Source organism: Acidimicrobiia bacterium, assembly GCA_018057765.1.
Classification (GTDB): domain Bacteria; phylum Actinomycetota; class Acidimicrobiia; order IMCC26256; family JAGPDB01; genus JAGPDB01.
This window is the reverse complement of the sequence record JAGPDB010000002.1, coordinates 1-25,087: the sequence shown is the minus strand read 5'-3', so window position 1 is coordinate 25,087 and position 25,087 is coordinate 1. Positions and strand designations below refer to the sequence as shown.

The following is a 25,087-nucleotide window of genomic DNA, read 5'->3' as shown; positions in this document are numbered from 1 at the left end:
CGCTATTGAAGGAAATAGTGATGTGGATGTCATCACCTCGAATCTTCAAAAAATTAATAGTCTCATAGGTGAAGCTAGGATACTCGCTGACGAGGTTAGGCAATACCCTCAATATGTAAACGATCGATATATGGGCGCGTTTATTGATGGATATGAAAATCAATTAAATAAATTCGAATCACAGGCATCAGGCATTATTGCAGAAGTTAGCACCCCATCAAAAACTGCTGTTAGCGATACTGAGCGACCATTTGTTGATTATCCGAGAGAAGACCATGAGGGCGTACTTGGTGGTTTTAGAAAAAAAATTGAAGAGTGTTTTAACGCTATTGAAGGAAATAGTGATGTGGATGTCATCACCTCGAATCTTCAAAAAATTAATAGTCTCATAGGTGAAGCTAGGATACTCGCTGACGAGGTTAGGCAATACCCTCAATATGTAAACGATCGACATATGGGCGCGTTTATTGATGGATATGAAAATCGTTTAAATGAATTTGAATCACAGGCAAAAGCGTTAACTAAACGTCAAGGACCCATTACATGGTTTAAAGACCGTTATCGAAAAGACCCTCTGTTCCGAAGGGCGGTGCGTGCTGGTGTTGGAGCTTTTGTGGTAGGCATTGTCTTGAGCATTGTTGGTAAGGGTGATAATACTCCATCTCTACGAGATGAAATTAAGTCAACAACTCCACGATTAGGTGAAACGAATGTATCAACTGTACCCAAAACGATACCTAAAGCAGAACTTCCAAATGAAACGGGCGATCTTTCTTCTGGCGCGGATAATAATGGAAAACCAAAGACTGAGGTTCAGCAAGCTAGCGGTGATCCAAAACTAGATACTATTGTTCTTACTTCGAGTGCAAATGGTAAAACAAAAACAACTTTCGTTCAGACTCCGACAGCTGACACTCCAGCTGTTGGTTCACCAAACCCATGGGCTGTTGGTTCATCAGCTGCCCCTACACTAAGTTTATAGAAATTATATTTTTTTACTCTTCGTCATAATTTGCAAGATGAAGAGTAAAAGTAATAGTATTTAATTCCTTACCGAAGACATTTGGTTGCCAAAAAGCATAAAACAGTATCGAGAAAAGATCTGATCCAAAAGAGGTTGAAATTTAATACACGATAAATCGTGTTTTTCTTCTTCTTTATGCTTACAAGCAACAAACTATTCGATAAAAAAGTTTTAACACAAAAGAGAAGAGTAAGTATGACAACTGTTCAGGAAAAAAATTCTACAGAACGTCGAAGTGCAAAATATCCGCGCGAAGACAAACAAGCAATTGTTGCAGAAATAAAAGAATATATTGAAACATCAAAAGCAACATTATTTACTGAATATAGAGGCCTTAGTGTTTCTCAACTTGCAGAGTTAAGAGCAGAACTAAGAGCAGAGGGTTCAGAATATAAAGTATATAAAAATACCCTCGTACGTTTAGCAGCAACATCGGCTGGTTATAACTTTGACGAAACTCTTACTGGTCCAATAGCAATAGCATTCGCAAAATCAGACGCAGTAGCAACGGCAAAAATAATAAAAAAACATGTTGACTCTACAAAAATTCTTACTATCAAAGCAGGTCTTCTAGGAGATACAGTTCTTGATGAAAGTGAGATAGTTGCATTAGCAAAACTACCTTCAAGAGAAGTTTTACTTGCACAAGTTGCTGGGGCATTCCAAGCACCGCTTTCAAAAGCTGCACGACTATTCCAAGCACCTATTACAAAAGCAGCTTATGCAATAAAAGCATTAGCAGAGAAAAAAGATTCAGAAGAAGCTGCATAAATTTTAACAAACAAATTCTAAAAAATAAATTTAGAAACAATGAAAGGCAAATAACATGGCAACCATGACAAACGACCAACTACTAGATCACTTCAAAACAATGACAGTTCTTGAACTATCAGAATTCTTAACTGCGTTCGAAGAAGAATTTGGTGTAACAGCAGCAGCTCCAGCAGCAGCAGCAGCTCCAGCAGCAGGCGGCGGCGACGCAGCTCCAGCAGAAGAAAAAGACGCATTTGATGTTGTTCTTAAAGAAGCTGGTGCAAATAAGATTGCAGTTATTAAAGAAGTTAGAACTATTACAGGTTTGGGTCTTAAAGAAGCTAAAGATCTTGTTGAAGCAGCTCCAAAAGCAATCCTTGAAGGTGCAAAACCAGACGCTGCAAACGAAGCAAAAGCTGCTCTTGAAGCTGCTGGCGCATCTGTAGAACTCAAGTAGTAACAATATAAGCACTCACGATCGGTGGGCAGTGACGTTTTCGCAAGCACTGTCCGCATGATTATATAGTGCTGTTGGGATTAAATCGTCTTTTCGGCGATTTATTCTTACCCCATACTTCCGCTTTGCGTGAATGTATGGTATTGCACTAGAGTGTCTAGTAACCCTTGTTCTCACCAGAAAAATTTGTCAACCCATTTATTATTCAAATAACACTTTGAGTGTCGTTTGACCTTTATTTTGCAGGCTTACTGACTTTTCGTAATGAGAATTTAGAGTTAAAATTATAACCGTGCGAACTGCCAAGGAGTTCTAATTGCCACTTTTAGCCCAGCGTGAAAGATATTCATTTTCTAAAATCGAAGAAGTTCTACCAATACCAAACCTTCTAGATATACAAACTTTAAGTTACAGATGGTTTATTGACCACGGTATCGGCCAAGTACTTTCAGATATATCCCCGATCGAAGATTTCTCAGGACAATTACGTCTAGAACTTACAGATCATGTTTTTGATCCACCGAAATATACTGAAGAAGAATGTCGCGAACGCGATATGACTTATGCTCGTCCACTTTTCGTGACAGCTCGTTTCTTAAACGCAGGTACTGGTGAAATTAAAGAACAAACAGTTTTCATGGGTGACTTCCCAACAATGACAGCAAGAGGTACCTTCATTGTTAACGGTACTGAACGTATTGTTGTGTCACAACTTATTCGAAGCCCAGGCGTTTACTTCGGAATGACCAAAGATAAGACCAATCCAGATAATGTTGTTTTTGATGCGAAAATAATTCCTGGTAGGGGTGCTTGGTTAGAATTTGAAGTTGACAAACGAGGTGTTGCTCACGTTCGTGTTGACCGAAAACGTAAAACACCAGTTACTATTTTCCTTAAAGCTCTTGGCTTTGGTGAAACTAACGAAGACATTGCGAAACTCTTTGTTGATCCTGTAACTAAAGAACCTTACGAAGTAATAATGAATACTTTGGCAAAAGATAATACAACAACAACAGATGAAGCATTTTTAGATCTGTATAAAAAATTACGTCCAGGTGAGCCGCCAACAGTTGAAGGTTCAAAAAACCTTGTTGAAGCATTATTCTTTAATTCAAAACGGTATGATCTTGCACGTGTCGGTCGTCATAAAGTTTCTAAAAAACTTAGTGATGAATATCGTGTACTTTCAAGTACTTTAAAGAAACTTGACTTGGATGTTCCAGTTGAAAACCCAAGTGACGATTACGAAGAGTACACACTTACTCGTACAGATATATTGGCTACAATTTCGTATCTAATACGTTTGCATGCAAATGAAATGCCAGTAGATCCAAAACATCCTGGTTATTTCCCCGACGACATCGACCACTTCGGAAACCGTCGTATTCGTTCCGTTGGTGAATTGATTATGAACCAAGTTCGTGTTGGTCTATCTCGTATGGAACGTGTTGTTCGAGAACGAATGACTACTCAGGATTCTGAAGCAATCACTCCGCAAACACTTATTAATATACGTCCAATAGTTGCTTCGATGAAAGAATTTTTTGGTTCTTCTCAACTCAGCCAATTCATGGACCAAACAAATCCAATTTCAGGTCTAACTCACAAGCGTCGTTTATCTGCACTTGGACCTGGTGGTCTATCTCGTGAACGTGCAGGTTTCGAAGTTCGAGACGTTCACCCCTCTCACTATGGTCGTATGTGTCCTATTGAAACTCCAGAAGGTCCAAACATTGGTCTTATTGGATATCTTTCATCCTTCGCTCGTATTAACGCTTATGGTTTTATTGAGACACCATATCGTCGGGTTAAGAATGGTATTGTTACAAAAGACATCGATTATCTAAGTGCTGATGATGAAGATCGTTATGTTATTGCTCAGGCAAATGCGAAACTTGGAGATAAATTAGAGTTCACTGATCCTCGAGTTTTGGTTCGTGCTGGTCGTGGTGAAGTTGCTTTCGTACCACCAGAAGAAATTCATTATATGGATGTTTCTCCAAAACAAATGGTTTCAATTGCTACTGCTCTTATTCCATTCCTTGAACACGATGATGCAAACCGCGCGCTCATGGGTGCGAACATGCAACGTCAAGCTGTTCCACTTATTCGTGCTGATGCTCCTATTGTTGGTACTGGTATGGAAGCACGATGTGCTCAAGATGCTGGTGATGTTTTGCTTGCTGAAAATGACGGTAGCGTTATTGAAGTTAGCGCATCAACAATAACTATTGATTATGCAGAAACTGGACGAAAGACACATCCTTTGTTTAAGTTCCGTCGTTCTAATCAAGGTACTTGTATCAATCAAAAACCAATTATTTCACAAGGCCAACAAATCAAAAAAGGCCAAGTACTTGCTGATGGTTCTTCAACAGATCAAGGTGAACTTGCTCTAGGTAAAAACTTAACTATAGCTTTCATGCCTTGGAACGGCTGTAACTTTGAGGACGCGATTGTTCTTAACCAACGTTTAGTTCGTGATGACGTTTTAACTTCAATTCATATAGATGAACATGAAATTGACGCACGTGATACAAAACTAGGTTCAGAAGAAATCACTCGTGATATTCCTAACCTTGCAGATGACGTTATGCGTGATTTGGATGAACGTGGTATTGTTCGCGTTGGTGCAGAGGTTCGCTCTGGAGATATCTTGGTCGGAAAAGTAACACCTAAAGGTGAAACTGAACTTACACCTGAAGAAAGACTACTACGCGCGATTTTCGGTGAGAAAGCTCGCGAAGTTAGAGACACTTCTCTAAAAGTTCCACACGGTGAAACTGGAAAAGTTATCGACGTTAAAGTTTTCTCTAGAGAAAACGGTGATGAACTACCACCTGGTGTTAATCAACTAGTTCGTGTTTATGTTGCACAAAAACGTAAAATCCAAGAAGGTGATAAGCTTGCTGGACGACACGGTAACAAAGGTGTTATCTCAAAAATTCTTCCAGAAGAAGACATGCCATTCATGGCTGACGGTACTCCTGTAGATATTATTCTTAACCCTCTTGGTGTTCCTTCTCGAATGAATATTGGACAGGTTTTAGAATGTCACCTTGGTTATGTTGCAACTCACGGTTGGTCAAAAACACAGCCGCGTGAAAAATACACTCGTAAAACACGACCAAATGCAAACGTTGCTACTTATGTTTCAACTCCTGTTTTCGATGGTGCTCATTGGGATCTAGAAGATGCTGCTGGTACTGCTGAAGAAACTATTCAAAACCTATACCAAGACATGCGACCTGACGGTATGCATGGTGAACGTCTTGTTGGCGTAGATGGTAAAGCATGGTTATATGATGGCCGTACTGGTGAAAGATTTGATAACCCAATCATGGTTGGTGTTATGTATATTCTGAAATTGAGCCATATGGTTGACGATAAAATTCATGCTCGTTCAACTGGTCCTTACTCTATGATTACGCAACAACCACTCGGTGGTAAAGCACAATTCGGTGGCCAGAGATTCGGTGAGATGGAAGTTTGGGCTCTTGAAGCTTACGGTGCTGCTTATGCTCTACAAGAAATTTTGACTATAAAGTCAGACGATGTTCTTGGACGCGTAAAAGTATACGAAGCTATTGTAAAGGGTGAAAACATTCCTGAACCTGGTATCCCAGAAAGTTTCAAAGTTCTTATTAAAGAAATGCAATCATTGTGCTTGGACGTAAAAGTTCTTAACGGTGATGGTAATGAAATTACTATTGGTGACTCAGAAGAAGAAGCATCTCGTACTGCACACATGATGGGTATTAATTTAACTCGTCATGAAAAAGGTGAAGACGAAGATGATGTTCCAGCATCTGCTCACGCCCGTATTTAATAATCTCTAAGGGTTAAACCCTCCTAGAAGCTCCAAGAAGGAAAAAAATGATTGACGTAAATGAGTCACAACGCCTTACTATCTCACTAGCGACTGCTGAGCAAATCCGCTCATGGTCGAACGGTGAGGTAAAAAAACCTGAAACGATTAATTATCGTACTCTTAAACCAGAGAAAGACGGATTGTTCTGTGAGAAAATTTTTGGTCCTACAAAGGACTGGGAATGTGCTTGTGGTAAATACAAACGTGTTCGTTTCAAGGGTATCATTTGTGAGCGTTGTGGTGTTGAAGTAACTCGTTCAAAAGTTCGTCGTGAACGTATGGGTCACCTCGACTTAGCTGCTCCTGTAACTCATATTTGGTATTTTAAAGGTGTTCCTTCTCGTTTGGGTTATCTTGTAGATATTGCTCCTAAACTTCTTGAAAAAGTTATTTATTTTGCTTCACATTTGGTTGTTCATGTTGATGAAGAAAAACGTCACAATGATCTTGCTTCACTCGAAACTGAATTAAATGAAGAGAGAAAAGAATTAGAACAAGAACGTGATGTTGCTATCAATGCTCGTTTCGTTGAACTTGAAACTGATCTAGCTGCAGCTGAAAAGCGTGGTGCGAAAAAAGCTGAGCTTGATAAAATTCGTAAAATTGCTGAAAAAGAAATAGAAGATCTTCGTGAAGAAAAAGATGGCGAAATTGATGCTCTTAGAGAAGTATGGGATCTATTTCGTTCCTTAACACCACGTCAACTTATTGAAGATGGTCCAATCTGGCGCGAACTTCGTGACCGTTTCGAAGACTATTTTGTTGGTGGAATGGGTGCACAAGCGGTTAAAGATTTTATTGATCGTATGGATCTTGATCTTGAAGAAGAAATGCTTAAAGACACAATTGCTACAGGTAAAGGTATGCGAAAAGCGCGTGCTATTAAACGCTTGAAAGTTATTGCATCTTTTAACAAACGTGACGAAAATGGTCAACGCATAAATAATCCTGATGGAATGATACTTACTGTAATTCCAGTTATACCTCCAGATTTACGACCTATGGTCCAACTCGATGGTGGGCGTTTTGCTACATCAGACTTAAATGATTTGTACCGTCGTGTTATTAACCGTAACAATCGTCTGCAACGTTTGCTTGATCTAGAAGCTCCAGAAATTATTATTAATAATGAGAAGCGAATGCTTCAAGAAGCTGTAGATGCGCTATTCGATAATGGTCGTCGTGGTCGTCCTGTTGCTGGACCTGGCGGACGTGCTTTGAAATCTTTGAGCGATATGCTTAAAGGAAAACAAGGTCGTTTCCGTCAAAACTTGCTCGGAAAACGTGTTGACTATTCTGGTCGTTCTGTAATTGTTGTAGGTCCTCAATTAAAGCTTCATCAATGTGGTCTACCAAAACAAATGGCTTTGGAATTGTTCAAACCTTTCGTTATGAAACGTTTAGTTGATTTAGAACTTGCTCAAAATATTAAATCTGCAAAGAGAATGGTTGAAAGAAGCCGCCCACAAGTCTGGGACGTACTCGAAGAAACTATTCGCGAACATCCAGTATTCTTAAACCGTGCTCCGACACTTCATAGACTTGGTATTCAAGCTTTTGAGCCTCGTTTAGTTGAAGGAAAAGCTATTCAACTTCACCCACTTGTTTGTACAGCTTTCAATGCTGACTTCGACGGTGACCAGATGGCTGTTCACGTTCCTTTGTCTACTGAAGGACAAGCAGAAGCTCGTTTATTAATGTTGTCTGCACACAATATTTTGTCACCAGCTTCAGGTCGACCTTTGGCTCTTCCTACAATTGACATGATTATTGGAATGTATTATCTAACAGAACACCGTGAAGGTGCAATGGGCGAGGGAAGAATTTTCAGTTCGATTGATGAGGCATTCCTTGCTTATGACGATCGTCTACAATCAGGTGGATCATTCGAAGCTCTTTTGAGTAAGTCTCCAGGCTGGTCAAGCGATGGCAAAGAACGTTTAAGTATTCACGCGAACATTAAAGTTCGTATGGATGCACATCGTTTTCCAGAAACTGAATTTCCTATTCGTGATGAGAAAAATCCTGACGCAATAGTTTTACGTCGATATGAGCCAACAGATACTAAACCTGCACAGGTTATGGTTGAGACAACACTTGGACGTATAGTGTTTAACAATTGTTTCCCTGATGGTTTCCCATTCCATCATATGACTTTCCGTAAAAAAGATCTTACAGATATTTGTTCATTATTGGTTGAAAGATTTAACCGCAAAGATGTTGCTAATTCACTAGATAATCTAAAAGATGCAGGATTTAAATATGCTACATCTGCTGGTATTACAATTTCTATTGATGATGTTGCAACTCCTAGCGAAAAAGCTGACCTTTTAAATAAATATGAAGGTGAAGCTGCCAAAGTTGAACAACAGTACAATAGAGGTATTATCACTGATGAAGAACGTCGTGGTAAAGAAATCGAAATCTGGACTGAAGCTACTGATCGTATTAAGGATGCTCTTCAAGCAGAGATGCTTACAAAGCCATTCAATCCAATTCAGATGATGTTAAGTTCTGGAGCTCGTGGTAACGTGATGCAACTTCGACAAATTGCAGGTATGCGTGGTCTTGTGGCTAACCCTCGTGGTGAAATTATTCCACGCCCTATCAAGTCCAACTTCCGTGAAGGTTTGAGTGTTCTTGAATATTTCATTTCTACTCACGGTGCTCGTAAAGGTTTGGCCGATACTGCACTTCGTACTGCTGACTCTGGTTATTTGACTCGTCGTCTAGTTGACGTTTCACAAGAACTTATTGTTCGTGAAGAAGATTGTTCTTCTGCTCGAGGTGTTTGGGTTGAAGATGTTAATCCTGATAGTGATTATGTTCGTTTCTTAGAAAATAAATTGATGCACCGTACTTTGGCTGATGACATTAAAATGTCTGATGGCAGCGTTATGGAACGAAATCAAATGATTCGCGAAACAGAATTAAACATTCTTTTAGCTGATTCAAAAGTTGATCGTGTCCGTGTTCGTTCAGTATTAACTTGTGACACGCTTAATGGTGTTTGTCGAAATTGTTATGGTGCTATGTTGGCATCAGGCAAGCTTGTTGAACTTGGTGAAGCAGTCGGTATTATTGCTGCACAATCAATTGGTGAACCTGGAACACAGCTAACTATGCGTACTTTCCATACTGGTGGTGTTGCTGGAGACGATATTACTCACGGTCTTCCTCGTGTTGTTGAACTTTTCGAAGCTCGTACACCTAAAGGTAAAGCTGCTCTTGCACTTGAATCTGGTGTTGCTCGCATTGGTGAAAATGATAAGGGCGAGAAAGTCGTTAGCATTATTACTGACAAGGGTGAAGAAATTGACCATGTTGTTTCTCGTCGTGCTACTTTAACAGTTCAAGATGGTGACGAAGTAACAGCTGGTGATCGTCTAACTGGTGATCATAAAACTCCTCTTGATCCAAAAGAAATTTTGGCGATTAAGGGTGTTCGTGAAGCTCAACTTTACCTCTCTGACGAAGTACAAAAAGTGTATCGTGAACAAGGTGTTTCTATTCATGATAAGCATGTTGAAGTTATTGTACGACAAATGTTACGTCGTGTTATGGTTTCTGAACAGGGAGATTCACAATTCCTACCTGGTTCAAAAATTGATTCACGTGTCTTCGGTGATGTTAACCGTCATTTAGTTGAGCAAGGTTTGAAACCATCTGAAGGACGACCTGAACTTATGGGTATCACTAAAGCCTCTTTGGCTACTGACTCATGGATGTCAGCTGCATCTTTCCAAGAAACAACCCGTGTTCTTACTGAAGCTGCAATTGATGGTCGAAGCGACTCACTAGTTGGACTTAAAGAGAATGTTATTATTGGTAAACTTATTCCAGCTGGAACAGGTATGGCAATGTATAACGATATTCGTACTGAAGCTCCAAACTATACTCCAATGGCATTCTGGTCTGCAGATGATGAAGATGCAGATCTTGATTTGGCTGATCGTTTGCGCGCATCACTTGAAGGTAGTGGAGGCCAAACTGGTTATTCTGCTTCACCTAGCGATGTTGCAAGTTTCATGTCAATGGGTAATACAGCAACTGCAGTATTAGAAACTCCAGAAACTATTGTTGAAGAGACTGTTGTTGAAGGTAATTCTGATGTTTCGGCTGAAGAATCTTCTGATGTTATTAATGATGCTTCAACGCAAGAATCTGATGTAACTTCTAGTGAAACAGAAGGATCTCACAAAACAAACTAATCCAGGAATCCGTGTTGGCTGTCACAGATGTTAGTACTAACACAAATCGACACAAACAAAAAAATAATTCAGGGTCTCACTTCGGTGGGGCCCTTTTTATTTTAAAACCAGTTATTTAAAAACCATTTAATCATATATTACAAATCTTTTACTAGTGCTTGCTCTGTATAGTTATTAAATATGCTCTATAGAAAGATGGCTCTAGTAGCACTGGTTTATTTTAGCCTTGTTAGGAAGATACTGATCCCATATTATTGATTGACAACTACTAAGGGAACTTGAAGGATTAACTGAATTCGCATCATTATTCTTAACATCAAAAGTGAGAAGTACCGCATTTGAATACTTTGCTCCTCGAGGAAACCCAGCGCCTATTGTACCAACACTAATTATCTTTGTCCCACTTTTAACTTCTGAACCATATAAATGTTTGCCACCATGAACTATTGTTTTTAGTTCGCCGATAAAAACTTTTGCAGCATCTTCGCTTGCAAAGAAACCAACCTCTGGTTTATCATTCGCATTAATACCACTATATTTTTCTTTGAACTTTTCCAATTCCTGTTCAGCATATTTCTTGTTTGCCTCATGATAGTCATCGCTACATTTAGTATCAACATGACAAAAATCATCTAAGGCATAAATATTGGGAAGTTCTTCCACTTCATTCCTTGTCAAATCGCCAATGCCTAGCTTCTCTAATTCTGTTTTAAAATTAGAAGTATCATGATTGCCAGTTAGTCCATATAAGGGAAACCGACCACCATCAGAAGTGCAGTTTTGTTTAGCATCGTAACTTTTGCATTTGAAAATAGAATTATATCCAGAAAATGTCACATCGCCTATCTTGATTCCACTCAAAGAATCTATTTCAAATTGTGCTCCAGTGTTAAGAAAATCGCCCAATAGTATTGAACCATCGGCATTTGAAGCACGTAAAAGGTTTTGTAAAGTTAGTGGTGTACTCGGAAGATTATGTGAGTCAGAAGCAATAATAAATGATACTTGTTTACTTTCTTGAGTACCTAGTTCTTTTGAACCTTTGCGCAATGACTTTTCTAGTTCGGTAACTCGCTTTAATTCCTTATTGATTTCGGTATTGATTGTTTCAAAATTTGCGGCAGATTTAGAAGTACCTGTCAAAATATATTCATCAATAGGTGCAGCAATTACGCTCTCGATTCGTTTTGTGATATTTTTGTCATGGGAAAGATGATAAACGTTTAACCCAAAAAATAAAATACTAATCAAAACACCAGTTAGAAACGACAATATAATCGTCTTTTTTGAAAGTGGCTTCACGTCTAGAGATTTGTTGATGCTACGTTTGATTTTTTCGAAAATAACAGCACTTAAAATATAAGCGCTCGCAAAACCAAGCGAGAAAATAAGGATATATTTTGCCAATAATTTATAAACAAGCACCATTCCTTTATTCTGGTATAAATCTTGAAGTCTTTGAAGTGCAAGCGCTTTAGTCGGTTCTTTTTTGTTCTTGTCGGGTCGATAGATAGATTTGAAATCCTCAATCGCTTTAGGGTAATCACTATTCTTGATAAGTTTCACATCAATATTTGTAGCGATCCCTCTAGAATCAGCGATATGCTCGCCAAGTAATCTTGCGGAAGAACCAGCTGAAACGTTAAATTGCAGGCTGAAACCCACTATCCTTATCGATTCACTAGGTTCTATAGCACTAAGCACACCAGCCCCACCAGCAATGCTAATCGTGAGGAAAGTCAGAAGAATGAGGGATTTTTTGAGAAAAAATATTTTTTTAGAAGTCATTTGAATTAATTTTACCATGCTTTATCATAAGAAATGATTGGAATTAATTAAAAAATTTTTACTTAGATGAAATATCATTTAAGTAAAAAAAATTGGGCCTTAAGGTTAGACCCAATTATTAATATAAAACTATTTATAGATATTTATTTATTTATTTATTTATTCTTTTTGCTAAAAGCTGCAATAGCTGCAAGTAAAGCAACTGCACCAAGTCCAATACCTACATATCCAACAGTATTGCTTGATGATTCGTCATCTGAATCATCGTCATCTGATTCGTCTGAATTGTCTGCTGATTTCTTTTCGTTTTTAGCATCATGTGTTGAAGCCATTGCATCATCACTTGAAGCTTTAGTTAACGTAAGTACAGGTGCAGGATGTTCTGCTTCTTTTCCATCGGCTAATGGTTCATCAATCCATCTAGAAATAACTCCATTTGAATAAGTTTGGATTGTTTTAAAACTTATTGAATCAACTGTACTTGGTAGTACTCCCATTGATACTGTAAATTGATCAAATTCTCCAGGCTTGATTTCGCCACCTGACCAAGTAATTTTTGAAACTACTTCTTTGATTTCACCATGTTTTCCTTTAACAGGTGGATCCAATTTTGTTTTTTCAACTTCATATGTCCAACCAGCTTTTGGTTGAACTGAAACATATCCCATATGTGCATCAACGGGGATTGCTACTTCAAGTTTTACAGTATTCGCATCTGCTTCTTCATTGGGTACTTTAAAATTGAAAACGCCAAAGCTTCCTTGTTCTGCAGTATTTGGACCAACGCCAACATGTGCTGAAGCGGGAAGGCTCATTACCCCCAGTGTTGCGACAACTAGTGTCATAAGTGATAGAAGCTTTCCAAACTTCGTTATTGTATTTTTCATTGATAATACCTTTCTATTCGTATATATAAGTAGTCACAAATTTCTTAGAAAAAGTTCCATAAATATGAATATTTTTAATTATTTTTTTAATTTTGAGAAATTTACAACGCGCATAGCTATTAGCCAGACAACAATTGGTGGAATTAACTTCGTCAAATGTTCAGTTTCTCCAGCCAATGCTGTTCGTCCGCTAATAACATCAATAATTGATGTTGCTATAAAACCAAGCATTGCAACAACAATTATAACTAGAAGTCCACGTGCACGTGCAGGCCTAAAAGCGATTACGAACAATGCACTTGCGTAAGCCAAAGTATAAGCTCCAAGGTGAGCGTATACATGGGGTGTCGCGCTCTTTCCCGGATTTATAATGTTATAAATACCTTGAAATGATTCAATACAAGCCAAAATCAATAACAATATTTGTAAGGGAACAAGAGATTCATCTCTAGCGTCAAATATGCCAAATATTATCCGAGTGTTATTCGATTTCACTTTACTAGCCGGTAGCTGTGTGACATTATCTGTATTTTTGGAATCTTTTTCATCATTTATGTTCACACAGTAATGCTAGGTCAATACCAACTCAGATAACATGCTTATATGAAATTAAAGGTATCTACTTTAAAAGCTAAGAAGTTACCTTTACCTATTCTCATTGAGGCTGCACGTTATGGTGACAGCAATGCTTATGAGGAACTTCTAACGAGAAGTTATCAAAGTGTCTATAAATATTGTTGCACAATGGGCTCGATAGACGATGCTCTAGATCTAACCCAAGAAACTTATGTACGCGCATTAAAACAGAAAAATATAGCATGCGATATAAAGAGTGTAGAAGGATTTATGATACATATTGCTCGATATGTTTGTTGTGACTATGTACGCGAGCGAGTTAAGACCAGATCACTTACTGAAAAATGTATGAAGCAGCCTCAAAATGATTTATTTGATGATTATGACTTTATTGATGATGAGATCTGTGAAGAAAGTTTAGTTAATATTTCTAGTGATCATCGTGAAGCTTTTGTGTTAACACAAATTCTTAAATTTCCGTATGAAGAAAGCGCATTAATACTGAACATCCCCGTCGGTACTATTAGATCTAGAGTCTCACGAGCACGTGAAACTCTAAGTAGAAACTATAAAGACAATATTATTTAAGATATCATCAAATTTATATTGTAATTAACTCTTTCTTGCGAGCCATAAATTTTGATATGCCTAAACCAAATATAAGAAGCATTAGCGGAGTTAATAAATCTATATTTTTTCCAGTCTTAGGTAGTGTAGTGATACCGGCTGAATTTACTGTTCCAGTATTTCCAGAACCATCGGTACTTGCAGTTACAGCAGCAAATCTAATTGTATTAATACCCAAAACTTGTGTGCCGTTTTGTACTGCAGATAGATCTTCAACAGTAGATGGGTCTATAGTCAAAGTAGTAGTACCACCAAGAGTCATCCCAGTTACGTGTACGGTCCAAGAGTTTGAAGAGTTTTGTGCAAACGAAGATACGTGGCCTCCACCGGTAACAATAACTTTGTCAGAAGTAAATGAAGGACCATATATTTCTTTATTGAAACTTATATCAAAACATGCATCATCAACAGTGGTTACTTCACCTTGTCCTGCACATGGGGTAAACGTAGGGACTAATGCACTTGCATCATATGTTAGATGCATAATGTTATTTATTGGCACTGCAAAGAAATCTTTTCCTGTGAACTCTGCGAAAAAAAACTTGCCCGTATCTCCATCATTGCCGACTGCAACTCCTACAACTTCTGTATCTCCTGAAGCAAAACTGTCGCTTGCTGACATATTTAACTGGAATGAAAATGATGTATTTGAAGCAAAAGTATTGTCAACTAGATCAAATGCACAATGCATAACATAACCAGAATATTTAGATAGATCGATATTAAAATATGATCCAATTGCCTGAACGTCACCAAAATTTTCACACGGACCGTTACCGCCAATGTCGCCTAGCGATAGATTATCTCCAGTATTTAAGTCTGTGAGACTTGTATAGTTGGCGCCTGCAGGCATTATAAAATAGAATCCAGGTTCATTATCTGAACTCGTTGCATCATAGTCGCCTGATCCAATATTGGACAAAGTTATTTCATAGCTAACATTTGCTCCCGCTGAAATTGTACCTGAAGTCAATAGTCGAGTTGATAAAGCAAGATCAGGGTCAGCAATGACACTATATTGTACTCCACCATCTGAACCATCATTATTCGATGGGTTAGGATCAATATTTGCTGAAGAATCTTCTAGCATGCTACTGGTAATACTTGGGTTAAAAGTTATAACGCTTCCAATGTTGGTAGTTGGATTGCCGATGAAAACTATCTTGAGGCATTCTTGTTGGTCATTAATATCGTTTGGGTCTTGACCACCTAATATCCCGCTCCAAATACCTTGATCAGTTATGCTACCAATATCTTGTGCATTGCCCATTGCAGTTAAGACACTTAGGTCAGTTGGCGTATAATTTGTGTAGGGAAGATCTAGCGTTACAGAAGTTACTGGTGTTGGTCCTGCGTTACAAACGTGGAATTCAAGCGTTCTACCATAGTTTGTAATATAGCTACTCACTGTTAAATCAGTTGGCGTATCTGCTGCAAATGCCCCGCTAACAAATCCAGCTTGCATGCCTAATGTTACGACTAACATTGCAAGAATGCTTGTTAATCCTTTTTTGTATTTTTTCATAGTTACTCCTAAACCTTGAATTTAAGTCGGCAAAAATAGCATATTTCTTAATAAATAATATGATTTAATATAAAAAAAATAGCTTTAAACTGTCATTAAATGAATATGGTGAATACTGCGAAGATCTAAGTAGTAATTGGTGTTAAGAATGTCAAAGTTAAGTCGAAATATAATTATGTCACACGGAAATGGTCGTAAGTCGAACCCCTTCTATGAACGAGTTAAAGATATCATCGAATTATATTATGAACTCGATGTATTCGAACATATTTTTGGTACAGCAATTTTACCAATATACAAAGGTACAGATACTGAAATACAATTACTTGATACTCGAAGAAAAGTATTTATGAACTTGTCGGAAAGAATTGAACGAATTGTTTCTGGCAAACTTGAATATACTGAGTCGTTATTAGGATTAGCTAAAAACCTCTTGGCAAAAAAAGCTGAGAATCCTGAAACAAATAGAAGCATGAGTAATGAAGAATTTCTCAAGACTTTAAGTTCTGAACAACATAATGCCTTTAATAAAGTTATTCAAACATATGTTGAAATTAGCGAAAGACTAACAGATGTGATTAGAGTCCTTGGAGAGTCACCAAGTTTAAGTGAACCTATCTCACTCGATATAGTTTTAGAAAATATTGATGAGTTTATTGGATTAATTGCTGATTTAAAAAAAGTTGTTCCTGGGATAGTTCAAGCGCCAATGGGTGCGCTGATTAACGAATATAACCGATTGATGGAACAATCGCCTTTAAATTTAGGGTTAACTGATTGATGGTTTAGTGTTATCTCATATGATCGTGTTTTTAAAACAGCAATGTTCTAAAAACAATAAATCTATATTTGACGAAAGATACTATTCTATTCCAAATTTGAACGTAACATCCAAGCTGTTTTTTCATGCTCTGTTAAACGTTGAGTAAGTATATCTTGTGTTACTTCGTCACCAGATTTTTCTGCATGTGTCATTGCTTCACGTATTGTTTTAGCAACAGTTTCGTGGCCCTCGACTAGTTCTTTTATCATATCCATAGCTTTAGGATTATCAACAGCTTCTTTTATTGAAGTCAACATCGAAAATTCATTGTAGCTACCTGGTGAGAATGATCCTAAAGCTCTTATTCTTTCAGCAATTAGATCTGTTGCTAACCAAAGCTCATTATATTGAATTTCAAATGTTGCATGTAAAGCTGAGAACATTGGGCCAGTTACATTCCAATGAAATTTATGTGTTTTTAGATAAAGGGTGAAAGTATCTGCCAGTACTTTACTGAGCCCTTCTGAGATTTCTGTTCTGTCTGTTTTAGAAATATTTGTATCTATTTGCATATCTTTCTCCTTGTCTATCTTACAATCGAGACTAGTACATAAATATAAATATAGAAAATTCAATAAAAAATACAAAATATGCATAGTTATTATTGTTGTGATAGGTTTAACTTATGACATTAAATGTAGGAACAAAAGCGCCAGATATAGATTATATAACTCCCGATGGAGAAGAAACGTCAATAATAAAAGGCGGTAAAGAAACATGGGTTATATTCATACCATTTGCATTCACAGGTGTATGCACTTCTGAACTTTGCGATATTCGTGATAATCCAAATAATTATTTAACAACGCAAAGAGATGTAGTTTTAGTTTCGTGTGACAGTGCACCTTCACAAATAGCCTGGGTTGAGATGAACGGGTTTAAAGGCTCAATGGTTAGCGATTTTTATCCGCATGGCCTAATTTCAAAAAATTATGATAACTTTAATGAAGATTTAGGTTGTTCAAATCGTACGTCTTATCTTGTCGGCACCAACGGAGACATTTTGAAAGTACTTGAAGCTGAAGAATTGGGTAAGCAAAGAGATTTAACTCAATACGCATAAAGTATTTATTTCATTGAAAATAATTAATTTTAGTTTTGCCTAATTTGTGTATTGGTTGTAGCATCTTGCATGACTAGGAGGTTGCAATGTCAAAACCTATATTTTCTGAAACTAAATCTCACAAGCCGTATTATATAATTGCATTTATTTTTGTAGTCATCGGAGCAATTTATTTTTTAGTTTTTCAAAACGATACCAGTAATGTACAAAAATCAACAGAGTCAAGAATAGTTAGCTCTAATGTTCCAACGTTAAAGACTGAAACCATTGTTGGTGGTCTTGTCAATGTTTGGGATATAGGTTTTTTACCTAATGGCACTATGTTATACACAGAACGACCCGGACGTTTAAGTGCCTTTAAAGATGGAAAATCAAGAGTTATACAAAAAGTTTCAAAAGTATTTGCTGAAGGCGAGGGCGGTTTATTGGGATTAGCTATCGACACTAAGTATTCAGAAAACTCAAATATTTTTGTTTGTTATGATGGAAAAGTTGGTGACAAGCTTAATGTGAAAGTTAAGAGAATAAAATTAGATTATGAATTAAAAGTTGTTGAAGATAAAGATATTATTACAGATATTCCAGCCAATGAGAGCGGTAGGCATTCTGGTTGTCGAATACGTATGGATAATGAAGAGCATCTTTGGGTCGGTGCTGGCGATACAGCAAGTTCTGGTATCTCGCAAAATCATAAGTCGCTAGGTGGAAAAATGTTGCGTGTTGATAGAGATGGTAAAGGTGTAGAAGGAAATATGGGTGGAGATTTTGATCCACGGATATTTAACTTCGGTCATCGTAACCTCCAAGGTATTGCTTTATTCAATAAGCCCATAGATGGTGTTTATGGATACTCCGCGGAACATGGGACTGATGTAGATGACGAGATTAATCTTTTAATTAAAGGTAATTTTGGCTGGGATCCTGGACCCGGTTATGACGAAAATGTTCCAATGACTGATCTGAAAAAATATCCTGATGCAAAAAAGGCAATTTGGTCTTCTGGCGACTCTACTATTGCAGTTTCTGGTGCAACATTAATAGAAGGTGAACAATGGGGCTCTTATAATGGAGCATTGGCTGTTGCGGTGCTCAAAGATCAAAAATTGAATATTTATAGTATCGACAAAGGATATAAAGTTACTAATTTAGATTCAATATTAAAAGATTTTGGACGTTTACGTAGTGTTATACAAGGACCAGATGGCAATCTTTTTATAACTACTGATAATAACAAGAATGACAAAATCATAAAAATCATTCCAAAGTTGTAGAAATTTAAGCTCTATATCTAGCATTTCGGATTTAATTATAGAATTAATCTAAAATCTTGATATGTCAAATAATCCAAGAATACTTATCACGGGTGGTGCAGGTTTTATAGGTACAAACTTTGCTCATCTGATTGTTGAAAAATATCCTAATTATGAAATAGTAATTGTAGATAAATTAAACAAACAAGGTAGAAGAGAAAACCTTAAAGACATTGAAGACAAAATTGAATTTCATCATTTTGATCTAATACAAGAAGAGAAACTGCGACCTATTTTTGAAAAAGGTTTAGATTATATTGTACATTTTGCAGCAGAAACAAATGTTGATCGTTCTATTGAAGATCCCGATAGTTTTGTATCTAGTAACGTTGTAGCTACTAACATTTTATTGCGCATGGCACGTGACTTTAAAGTTAAACGTTTCCATCATGTTTCCACCGATGAAGTTTTTGGTGAGCTTTCACTTGATCCTAATGAAAAATTTAACGAAAATACTGCTTATGATCCGCGTAGTCCTTATTCTGCAACTAAAGCAGCAAGTGATCATTTAGTTCGCGCGTATGCTGCTACTTATGGAATGCATATTACCATTTCGAATTGTTCAAATAATTATGGTCCATATCAGGTGCCAGAAAATATTGTCCCATTGTTTTCGTTGTTTGCTTTAAACAATAAAGATTTAACAATTTATGGTGATGGAAAATCTGTGCGCGACTATCTATATGTACGAGATCACTGTGAGGCTATTGACCTTATTTTACATGAGGGCAAAGCAGGCGAAACTTATTGTGTAGGTGGCGGTTCCGAAAAAAATGGTATTGAAATTGCCGACGCTATTTTATTGGCACTACCTGAAACAAAATCAGAGAAGAAATTTGTGACTGATCGTCCAGGACATGATCTTCGTTACGCTATTGATCACTCAAAGCTCACACGCGAACTTGATTACAAGCCAAGCGTTACTTTTGAAGAAGGTTTAGCAAAAACCGTTGACTGGTATAAGGCCAACGAATGGTGGTGGGAGCCGATCATGGCCGACCTCTATGTTCCTGATTTTCTCAAGTAGGTAATGTTCTGAATTTAATATTAAAAAGATTCTTTGTAGATCATATTTATAATTCAAATAATATTTATTTGAATAAATTTGCTGTATACATCTTTCATATTTACCGACAGAAAAAAGTTGGTGTTGGTGCTACACAAAAGATAAGTGTCAATAATTTGACTGTGAAAGTTAACAATAAATTACCTCCTCTATCTTGGATATGTATATTAAAAGAGAGTGAATATAAATTTTTTGTTGGCAATAAAGTTGAATTTACTAATGATTGTTTAATTGAAGGCGCTTGGGATGGTGAATTTAAATCATATAATTTTTCTACTTCTGAATTTGTGTTTGGATCTGGTGCTGTCATAATTGATAATGAAATACAGTTTGTTCCACCTCGACATTGTGCAGAATCACTTTATGTCATAAGAAGAAAAGAAGATAATGAATTTTTTGTTTCTAATTCAATAAACTTTGTATTGGAGGAATCGAAAATCGACATTGAATCTAAACTCTTTGAATCTTTAACAAACGCGATTGAAGATACAATAGAACTAGCAACTCTAAATGGAATCGATCAAGCCAATCCAATAATTTTTGAAAATGATGAAATTATATTCTATCGAATTATGTTTTATAATTTTTCTATACGTCGAAATGAAAGTATAAAATTTCATCGTTTAAGCCCGAAACGCTATTTTAGAAATTTTAAACAATATAGAGAATTTGTAAAAAAGAAAACGTATCAAGTGTGTAGCAATGCAATGTCTAACGATAGAAAGTTTGTCTTCGAGCCTTTGACTTCGATATCAAAAGGATATGACTCAAGCACAACAGCTGTAATTGCAAACGAACTAGGTTATAAAAAAGCAATTACATTAGATGTAGAAGTTTGGAATATGGATGATTGTGGAGCCGTTATTGGCGAGAAATTAGGTATGGATGTAGAGAGAATTAAACATATTATGTCAGATCAAATTGAAAATTTAAATATTGAAGTGTCTGATGATCTAGCTGAAAATTCATACGAATTTATTGCAACAGTAGGATCTGGCGACGATATAACATTCCTAGTGTTTGAACCATATATTAAAGACAAGATCTTCATATCTGGTGTATATGGAGATATCGTTTGGGAAAAACAATCTAAATTAACCTCAGGTTTACCTAAAAACGGAATTGTAGGAAAAAGTACAACAGAATTTCGATTGCGAGTTGGATATTTTCACCTCCCCTTGCCAAGTATTGGGGCACGGTTCAGTGCGCCAATAGTAAAACTTTCCAATTCAAAAGAAACCGAAGGTTATAGCGTAGGTGGTTCATATGATAGACCAATTCCTAGAAAAATTATTGAAGATGCTGGTATACCAAGATCTGAATTTGGAACCAATAAATGTGCAACATCACCTAATATATTAAATCGTAAGGAGATATTTAAAACAGCTGTGAATGTAATCCGTCAAAGATACAATTAGATTTTTATTTTTTTTATTATTCTTTTAATTTTTCCGATAATTTTTTCTGATAATGAATTTAATTTATTATTGAGTTCGTAGATTTCTTTATCTCTATCTTTTAATACTGAATCTACGCGCTCTATTTCTTCTTCAAGGACCTTATTTCTTTGCAATAATTCAACAATTTTGGTTTCTAGGTTAATTTTTGTTTGAGACTGATCTGGTGAATGTTGTCGGTATTCTAGGGTCTCGGCATTAACATGGACAGGTAAACCGCCTGCAAAAACTATTCTTCTAAATAAGTCAAAATCTTCCGGGATCCCATTGTCCTGGTATCCTCCTACTTTTTGATACCAATCCCTTCGATAAATTGATGAACCGTGCATAAAATTTGTTGTCTCAAGTCTTTTTATATTTTCATCACTAGGTTCAGGAAATACCCAACTATAACTACCATCGTTATTGTTTTTAGCATTTGTGGTCTCTGCAAGTAGGCAAGCACGTGGGCCGAATATTGTAATATCACAATATAGTATTGCTGCTTCAGTATCTTTAGATATTGCTTTTTTATACTCTTCAACAAAAGTCTTTTTAATTCTATTATCTGCTTCAACGAAAACAATATAATCAGATGTTGAAGCCTTTATTGCTTTATTGAAATTGTCTACTATGCCTAAATTTTTACGATTTCGGATGATTTTAATTTGTTTATTGTTTTCAAATCTACTGAGTATTTCTAATGAATTATCGCTAGAACAATCATCAATAATGATTATCTCATCTGGGGTTACAGTTTGGTCTAATACTGAGTTAATACATTCCTCTAGAAATTCTCCATAGTTAAAATTGGGGATAATTAGACTGATCGTTACGGGTGTTAAGTTTCTCATAGTCAATGTTTGGCCAGTAGTATAGCAAATGGAATATTTATTGCTAATTGTAGAAGTTAGCCCTCAAATTACACTCAACTTGAGAATAGTTAGCTATCTAACGTAGAATATAATCCTTGTGTCGGCGTTGCTGAGCACGATTATCCAACAGGGTCCGTCCCTGCAATATCCAACAGGGTCCGTCCCTGCAAAATTTGGACATTCGAGCTAAGCCGTTCACATATGAGCTTGACCAACCGGCCAATGCTAAAAGCAAGTCATTAATAATGACAAAACATTGAGGAGCCTTAGTGCCAACAATTGAACAACTCGTTCGTAAAGGACGAAAAACAAAAACTACAAAATCTGTAGTTCCAGCTTTGAAGGGTTCACCACAACGACGTGGTGTTTGTACTCAAGTAAAAACTCTTACACCAAGAAAACCAAACTCTGCTCTTCGTAAAATTGCACGTGTACGTTTATCAACAGGTATAGAAGTAACAGCATATATTCCAGGTATCGGCCACAACCTCCAAGAGCACTCTATTGTTCTAGTTCGAGGTGGACGTGTAAAAGACTTACCAGGTGTTCGTTATAAAGTCGTTCGTGGAACACTTGACGCATCAGGAGTTGTAGGTCGTAAACAAGCACGAAGCCGCTATGGTGCTAAGAGAGAGAAGAAAGCATAATGCCACGTAAAGGACCAGCCCAAAGACGTGAACTATTACCAGATCCTATTTATAAGAGTGTCATAGTTCAACAATTAATTAACCGAATCCTTCAACAAGGAAAAAAATCTATTGCTTCAAAAATTGTTTATGATGCACTTGAAATTGTTAAAACTAAAAAGACCGATGGCGATGAAGCAGGAGATCCGGTTGCAGTTTTGAAAAAAGCAATTGAAAATGTTCGTCCCGCACTCGAGGTTAGATCTCGACGTGTTGGTGGTGCAACATATCAAGTACCAGTTGAAGTAAAACCAAGAAGAGCAACAACATTAGCTGTGCGTTGGGTAGTAATTCACTCACGTAAAAGACGCGAAAAGTCAATGGCAGAGCGTTTAGCGCAAGAATTGATCGATGCATCAAACGGTGTTGGTACTTCAATTAAGAAACGTGAAGATCTGCAAAAAATGGCTGAAGCTAACAAAGCATTCGCTCATTTCCGTTGGTAGTCAATTAAATAAAATATTTAAAGGACGCGTCTTGCATTAATTTGTAGGCGCGTCTTTTTGTTTTAGTAGAATATTTTTATGCTTGAAGAATTACTAGTAAAAAACCGTAAGTGGGTTGAAAAACAGCTCAATAATGATTCCCAGTATTTTAAAACATTAGCGGATGGGCAATCGCCAGAAATTATGTTGGTTGGTTGTTGCGATAGTCGTTTCCCTTTTGAGGTTATGACTGGCTCTATTCCAGGTGAGATTTTTGTCCATAGAAATATTGCAAATCAAGTTAACCCGGCTGATGAAGACGTTGTATCTGCAATTGAATTTGCTGTAAAAGTTTTAAATGTCAAGCATATAGTTGTTTGTGGGCATTACGAATGTGGAGGAGTAAAGGCAAGTCTTGAGCCTGTTGATTTAGAACACGTAAATTCACATATTGATTCAATAATAGAATTATATAAATTTACAAACGAAGAATTATCTTTATTAAATTATCAAGAACGCTATATGAAGATGGTTGAACTTAACGTTGAAAATCAATGTGAGAGTTTAAGCAAGCTTGATTTTGTGTTAGATGCAGTAAAGTCGACAGGATTTCCTCATATCCATGGCTGGGTTTTCGATATTAGCTCTGGTCTAATAGAGAATTTAGAGATCAATCAATATTAACTCCGTTTATGACAGCTACTAAGAAAATAATTTTTTTGAAAAGATGCTCTGATAAACCGATAAATACAATCTTCCACTAGAATATCCTCCGCTTTAATAATTGAAATCAGAAAGAAATAATAATGGCACGTCACCCACTCGCAAAAGTCCGCAACATCGGAATTATGGCACACATTGATGCTGGTAAAACTACTACTACAGAACGCATTTTATTTTATACAGGCCGTACTTATAAGATCGGTGAAACCCACGAAGGTGGAGCTGTCATGGACTATATGGAACAAGAGCAAGAGCGTGGTATTACTATTACTTCTGCTGCTACTACTTGTATGTGGCACGATTATATGATTCAAATTATTGATACACCTGGACACGTTGACTTCACTGTTGAAGTTGAGCGTTCTTTGCGTGTACTCGATGGTGCGATTTGTGTTTTTGATGGTGTTGCTGGTGTTGAACCACAATCTGAAACTGTATGGCGTCAAGCTGACAAATATAATGTTCCTCGTATGTGTTTCGTAAATAAAATGGATCGTACTGGTGCAGACTTCTATATGTGTTTAGATATGATCAAAGATCGCCTCAACGCGACAACTGCTGTACTTCAACTTCCTATTGGTTCTGAAGAAGTTTTCGAAGGTGTTGTTGACCTTATTCAAATGAAAGAAGTTAAGTGGGCTCTTGATGATAAATCTGAAGGTGCTGATTTTGAGGTTTGTGAAATTCGTGACGAACTAAAAGAAATTGCAAACAAGTATCGTCATGAAATGCTCGACGTTGTTGCTGGTGCAGATGATGAACTAATGGAACTATATCTTGAAGATAAAGAAATTCCTGAAGCATTGTTAAAAGCTGCAATTCGTAAAGGTACTATTGCTAACGAATTCGTTCCAATTCTTACAGGTTCTGCATTTAAGAATAAAGGTGTTCAACCTATGCTTAATGCAGTTGTTGATTACCTTCCTAGCCCATTAGATATACCTGCTATTGATGGTTTAAA

The 25,087-nt window shown here is 36.9% G+C and carries 21 protein-coding genes; 15 read left to right on the top strand and 6 right to left on the bottom strand.

The window, feature by feature from the left end:
• From KBF89_01465 to KBF89_01445, 5 genes are all read left to right on the top strand, one after another.
• A partial coding sequence (locus tag KBF89_01465; protein MBP9114998.1) for a hypothetical protein occupies positions 1-982 on the top strand: 982 nt, incomplete at its 5' end.
• Positions 983-1,219: 237 nt separating this feature from the next.
• A complete protein-coding gene (gene rplJ, locus KBF89_01460; GenBank protein MBP9114997.1) occupies positions 1,220-1,795 on the top strand; it encodes a 50S ribosomal protein L10 in 576 nt (191 codons plus the stop codon).
• A gap of 55 nt (positions 1,796-1,850) precedes the next feature.
• Positions 1,851-2,234 (top strand): 50S ribosomal protein L7/L12, encoded by a 384-nt coding sequence (gene rplL, locus KBF89_01455; GenBank protein MBP9114996.1) that lies wholly within the window; start codon positions 1,851-1,853, stop codon positions 2,232-2,234.
• 316 nt (positions 2,235-2,550) lie between these two features.
• Positions 2,551-6,063: a DNA-directed RNA polymerase subunit beta gene (gene rpoB, locus KBF89_01450; GenBank protein MBP9114995.1), complete on the top strand. Its 3,513-nt coding sequence runs from the start codon at positions 2,551-2,553 to the stop codon at positions 6,061-6,063.
• 47 nt (positions 6,064-6,110) lie between these two features.
• The gene (locus tag KBF89_01445) at positions 6,111-10,316 is read left to right on the top strand and encodes a DNA-directed RNA polymerase subunit beta' (GenBank protein ID MBP9114994.1); all 4,206 of its coding nucleotides are present in this window, start codon (positions 6,111-6,113) and stop codon (positions 10,314-10,316) included.
• A 201-nt stretch (positions 10,317-10,517) separates the two neighbouring features.
• Here the strand turns inward: KBF89_01445 and KBF89_01440 are convergent, their stop codons facing one another.
• The 3 genes from KBF89_01440 to KBF89_01430 form a co-directional block, all read right to left on the bottom strand.
• The gene (locus KBF89_01440) at positions 10,518-12,122 is read right to left on the bottom strand and encodes a hypothetical protein (GenBank protein MBP9114993.1); all 1,605 of its coding nucleotides are present in this window, start codon (positions 12,120-12,122) and stop codon (positions 10,518-10,520) included.
• Positions 12,123-12,259: 137 nt separating this feature from the next.
• Positions 12,260-12,991, bottom strand: coding sequence for a YcnI family protein (locus KBF89_01435; protein ID MBP9114992.1), 732 nt, complete (start codon positions 12,989-12,991; stop codon positions 12,260-12,262).
• A 78-nt stretch (positions 12,992-13,069) separates the two neighbouring features.
• On the bottom strand, positions 13,070-13,552 hold the full coding sequence (locus tag KBF89_01430) for a hypothetical protein (protein MBP9114991.1): 483 nt from the start codon (positions 13,550-13,552) through the stop codon (positions 13,070-13,072).
• 42 nt (positions 13,553-13,594) lie between these two features.
• Here KBF89_01430 and KBF89_01425 point away from each other — a divergent pair, with 42 nt between their 5' ends.
• Positions 13,595-14,155, top strand: a complete 561-nt coding sequence (locus KBF89_01425; protein ID MBP9114990.1) for an RNA polymerase sigma factor — start codon at positions 13,595-13,597, stop codon at positions 14,153-14,155.
• A 13-nt stretch (positions 14,156-14,168) separates the two neighbouring features.
• On the opposite strand, the gene KBF89_01420 is transcribed toward KBF89_01425, so the two are convergent.
• Entirely contained in the window at positions 14,169-15,719 is a 1,551-nt protein-coding gene (locus KBF89_01420; GenBank protein ID MBP9114989.1) for a hypothetical protein, read from the bottom strand.
• A 175-nt stretch (positions 15,720-15,894) separates the two neighbouring features.
• Between KBF89_01420 and KBF89_01415 the strand changes: the two genes are divergently transcribed.
• Positions 15,895-16,500 carry a hypothetical protein gene (locus KBF89_01415; protein ID MBP9114988.1) on the top strand — a complete coding sequence of 202 codons (606 nt, stop codon included), beginning with the start codon at positions 15,895-15,897 and terminating at the stop codon, positions 16,498-16,500.
• An 86-nt stretch (positions 16,501-16,586) separates the two neighbouring features.
• On the opposite strand, the gene KBF89_01410 is transcribed toward KBF89_01415, so the two are convergent.
• Complete coding sequence (locus KBF89_01410; protein ID MBP9114987.1) at positions 16,587-17,054, bottom strand: DNA starvation/stationary phase protection protein; 468 nt, start codon at positions 17,052-17,054, stop codon at positions 16,587-16,589.
• Positions 17,055-17,167: 113 nt separating this feature from the next.
• Here KBF89_01410 and KBF89_01405 point away from each other — a divergent pair, with 113 nt between their 5' ends.
• The 4 genes from KBF89_01405 to KBF89_01390 all read left to right on the top strand — a co-directional run bounded on the left by KBF89_01405 (position 17,168) and on the right by KBF89_01390 (position 21,399).
• Positions 17,168-17,605: a redoxin domain-containing protein gene (locus KBF89_01405; protein ID MBP9114986.1), complete on the top strand. Its 438-nt coding sequence runs from the start codon at positions 17,168-17,170 to the stop codon at positions 17,603-17,605.
• 86 nt (positions 17,606-17,691) lie between these two features.
• Positions 17,692-18,876 (top strand): PQQ-dependent sugar dehydrogenase, encoded by a 1,185-nt coding sequence (locus KBF89_01400; GenBank protein MBP9114985.1) that lies wholly within the window; start codon positions 17,692-17,694, stop codon positions 18,874-18,876.
• Between the two features lie 61 nt (positions 18,877-18,937).
• On the top strand, positions 18,938-19,942 hold the full coding sequence (rfbB, locus tag KBF89_01395; protein ID MBP9114984.1) for a dTDP-glucose 4,6-dehydratase: 1,005 nt from the start codon (positions 18,938-18,940) through the stop codon (positions 19,940-19,942).
• 68 nt (positions 19,943-20,010) lie between these two features.
• Positions 20,011-21,399 (top strand): hypothetical protein, encoded by a 1,389-nt coding sequence (locus tag KBF89_01390; protein MBP9114983.1) that lies wholly within the window; start codon positions 20,011-20,013, stop codon positions 21,397-21,399.
• Here the strand turns inward: KBF89_01390 and KBF89_01385 are convergent.
• Positions 21,396-22,271, bottom strand: a complete 876-nt coding sequence (locus KBF89_01385; GenBank protein ID MBP9114982.1) for a glycosyltransferase — start codon at positions 22,269-22,271, stop codon at positions 21,396-21,398. The two genes, KBF89_01390 and KBF89_01385, sit on opposite strands and share 4 nt — an antisense overlap.
• Before the next feature lie 290 nt (positions 22,272-22,561).
• Between KBF89_01385 and rpsL the strand changes: the two genes are divergently transcribed.
• From rpsL to KBF89_01365, 4 genes are all read left to right on the top strand, one after another.
• Complete coding sequence (gene rpsL, locus KBF89_01380; protein MBP9114981.1) at positions 22,562-22,939, top strand: 30S ribosomal protein S12; 378 nt, start codon at positions 22,562-22,564, stop codon at positions 22,937-22,939.
• Positions 22,939-23,424, top strand: a complete 486-nt coding sequence (rpsG, locus tag KBF89_01375) for a 30S ribosomal protein S7 (protein ID MBP9114980.1) — start codon at positions 22,939-22,941, stop codon at positions 23,422-23,424. The genes rpsL and rpsG overlap by 1 nt, the downstream gene beginning before the upstream one ends.
• Positions 23,425-23,502: 78 nt before the next feature.
• Complete coding sequence (locus KBF89_01370) at positions 23,503-24,087, top strand: carbonic anhydrase (GenBank protein MBP9114979.1); 585 nt, start codon at positions 23,503-23,505, stop codon at positions 24,085-24,087.
• Positions 24,088-24,209: 122 nt separating this feature from the next.
• Positions 24,210-25,087 (top strand): GTP-binding protein (locus KBF89_01365; GenBank protein MBP9114978.1); only part of this gene is annotated, 878 nt, incomplete at its 3' end.

Excerpts from the sequence above, each read along its gene's own strand:
- rplJ (MBP9114997.1), top strand. The coding sequence starts at position 1,220 with ATGACAACTGTTCAGGAAAAAAATTCTACAGAACGTCGAAGTGCAAAA.
- rplL (MBP9114996.1), top strand. The coding sequence starts at position 1,851 with ATGGCAACCATGACAAACGACCAACTACTAGATCACTTCAAAACAATG.
- KBF89_01445 (MBP9114994.1), top strand. The coding sequence starts at position 6,111 with ATGATTGACGTAAATGAGTCACAACGCCTTACTATCTCACTAGCGACT.
- KBF89_01440 (MBP9114993.1), bottom strand. The coding sequence starts at position 12,122 with ATGGTAAAATTAATTCAAATGACTTCTAAAAAAATATTTTTTCTCAAA.
- KBF89_01435 (MBP9114992.1), bottom strand. The coding sequence starts at position 12,991 with ATGAAAAATACAATAACGAAGTTTGGAAAGCTTCTATCACTTATGACA.
- KBF89_01425 (MBP9114990.1), top strand. The coding sequence starts at position 13,595 with ATGAAATTAAAGGTATCTACTTTAAAAGCTAAGAAGTTACCTTTACCT.
- KBF89_01420 (MBP9114989.1), bottom strand. The coding sequence starts at position 15,719 with ATGAAAAAATACAAAAAAGGATTAACAAGCATTCTTGCAATGTTAGTC.
- KBF89_01415 (MBP9114988.1), top strand. The coding sequence starts at position 15,895 with ATGTCACACGGAAATGGTCGTAAGTCGAACCCCTTCTATGAACGAGTT.
- KBF89_01410 (MBP9114987.1), bottom strand. The coding sequence starts at position 17,054 with ATGCAAATAGATACAAATATTTCTAAAACAGACAGAACAGAAATCTCA.
- KBF89_01405 (MBP9114986.1), top strand. The coding sequence starts at position 17,168 with ATGACATTAAATGTAGGAACAAAAGCGCCAGATATAGATTATATAACT.
- KBF89_01400 (MBP9114985.1), top strand. The coding sequence starts at position 17,692 with ATGTCAAAACCTATATTTTCTGAAACTAAATCTCACAAGCCGTATTAT.
- rfbB (MBP9114984.1), top strand. The coding sequence starts at position 18,938 with ATGTCAAATAATCCAAGAATACTTATCACGGGTGGTGCAGGTTTTATA.
- KBF89_01385 (MBP9114982.1), bottom strand. The coding sequence starts at position 22,271 with ATGAGAAACTTAACACCCGTAACGATCAGTCTAATTATCCCCAATTTT.
- rpsG (MBP9114980.1), top strand. The coding sequence starts at position 22,939 with ATGCCACGTAAAGGACCAGCCCAAAGACGTGAACTATTACCAGATCCT.
- KBF89_01370 (MBP9114979.1), top strand. The coding sequence starts at position 23,503 with ATGCTTGAAGAATTACTAGTAAAAAACCGTAAGTGGGTTGAAAAACAG.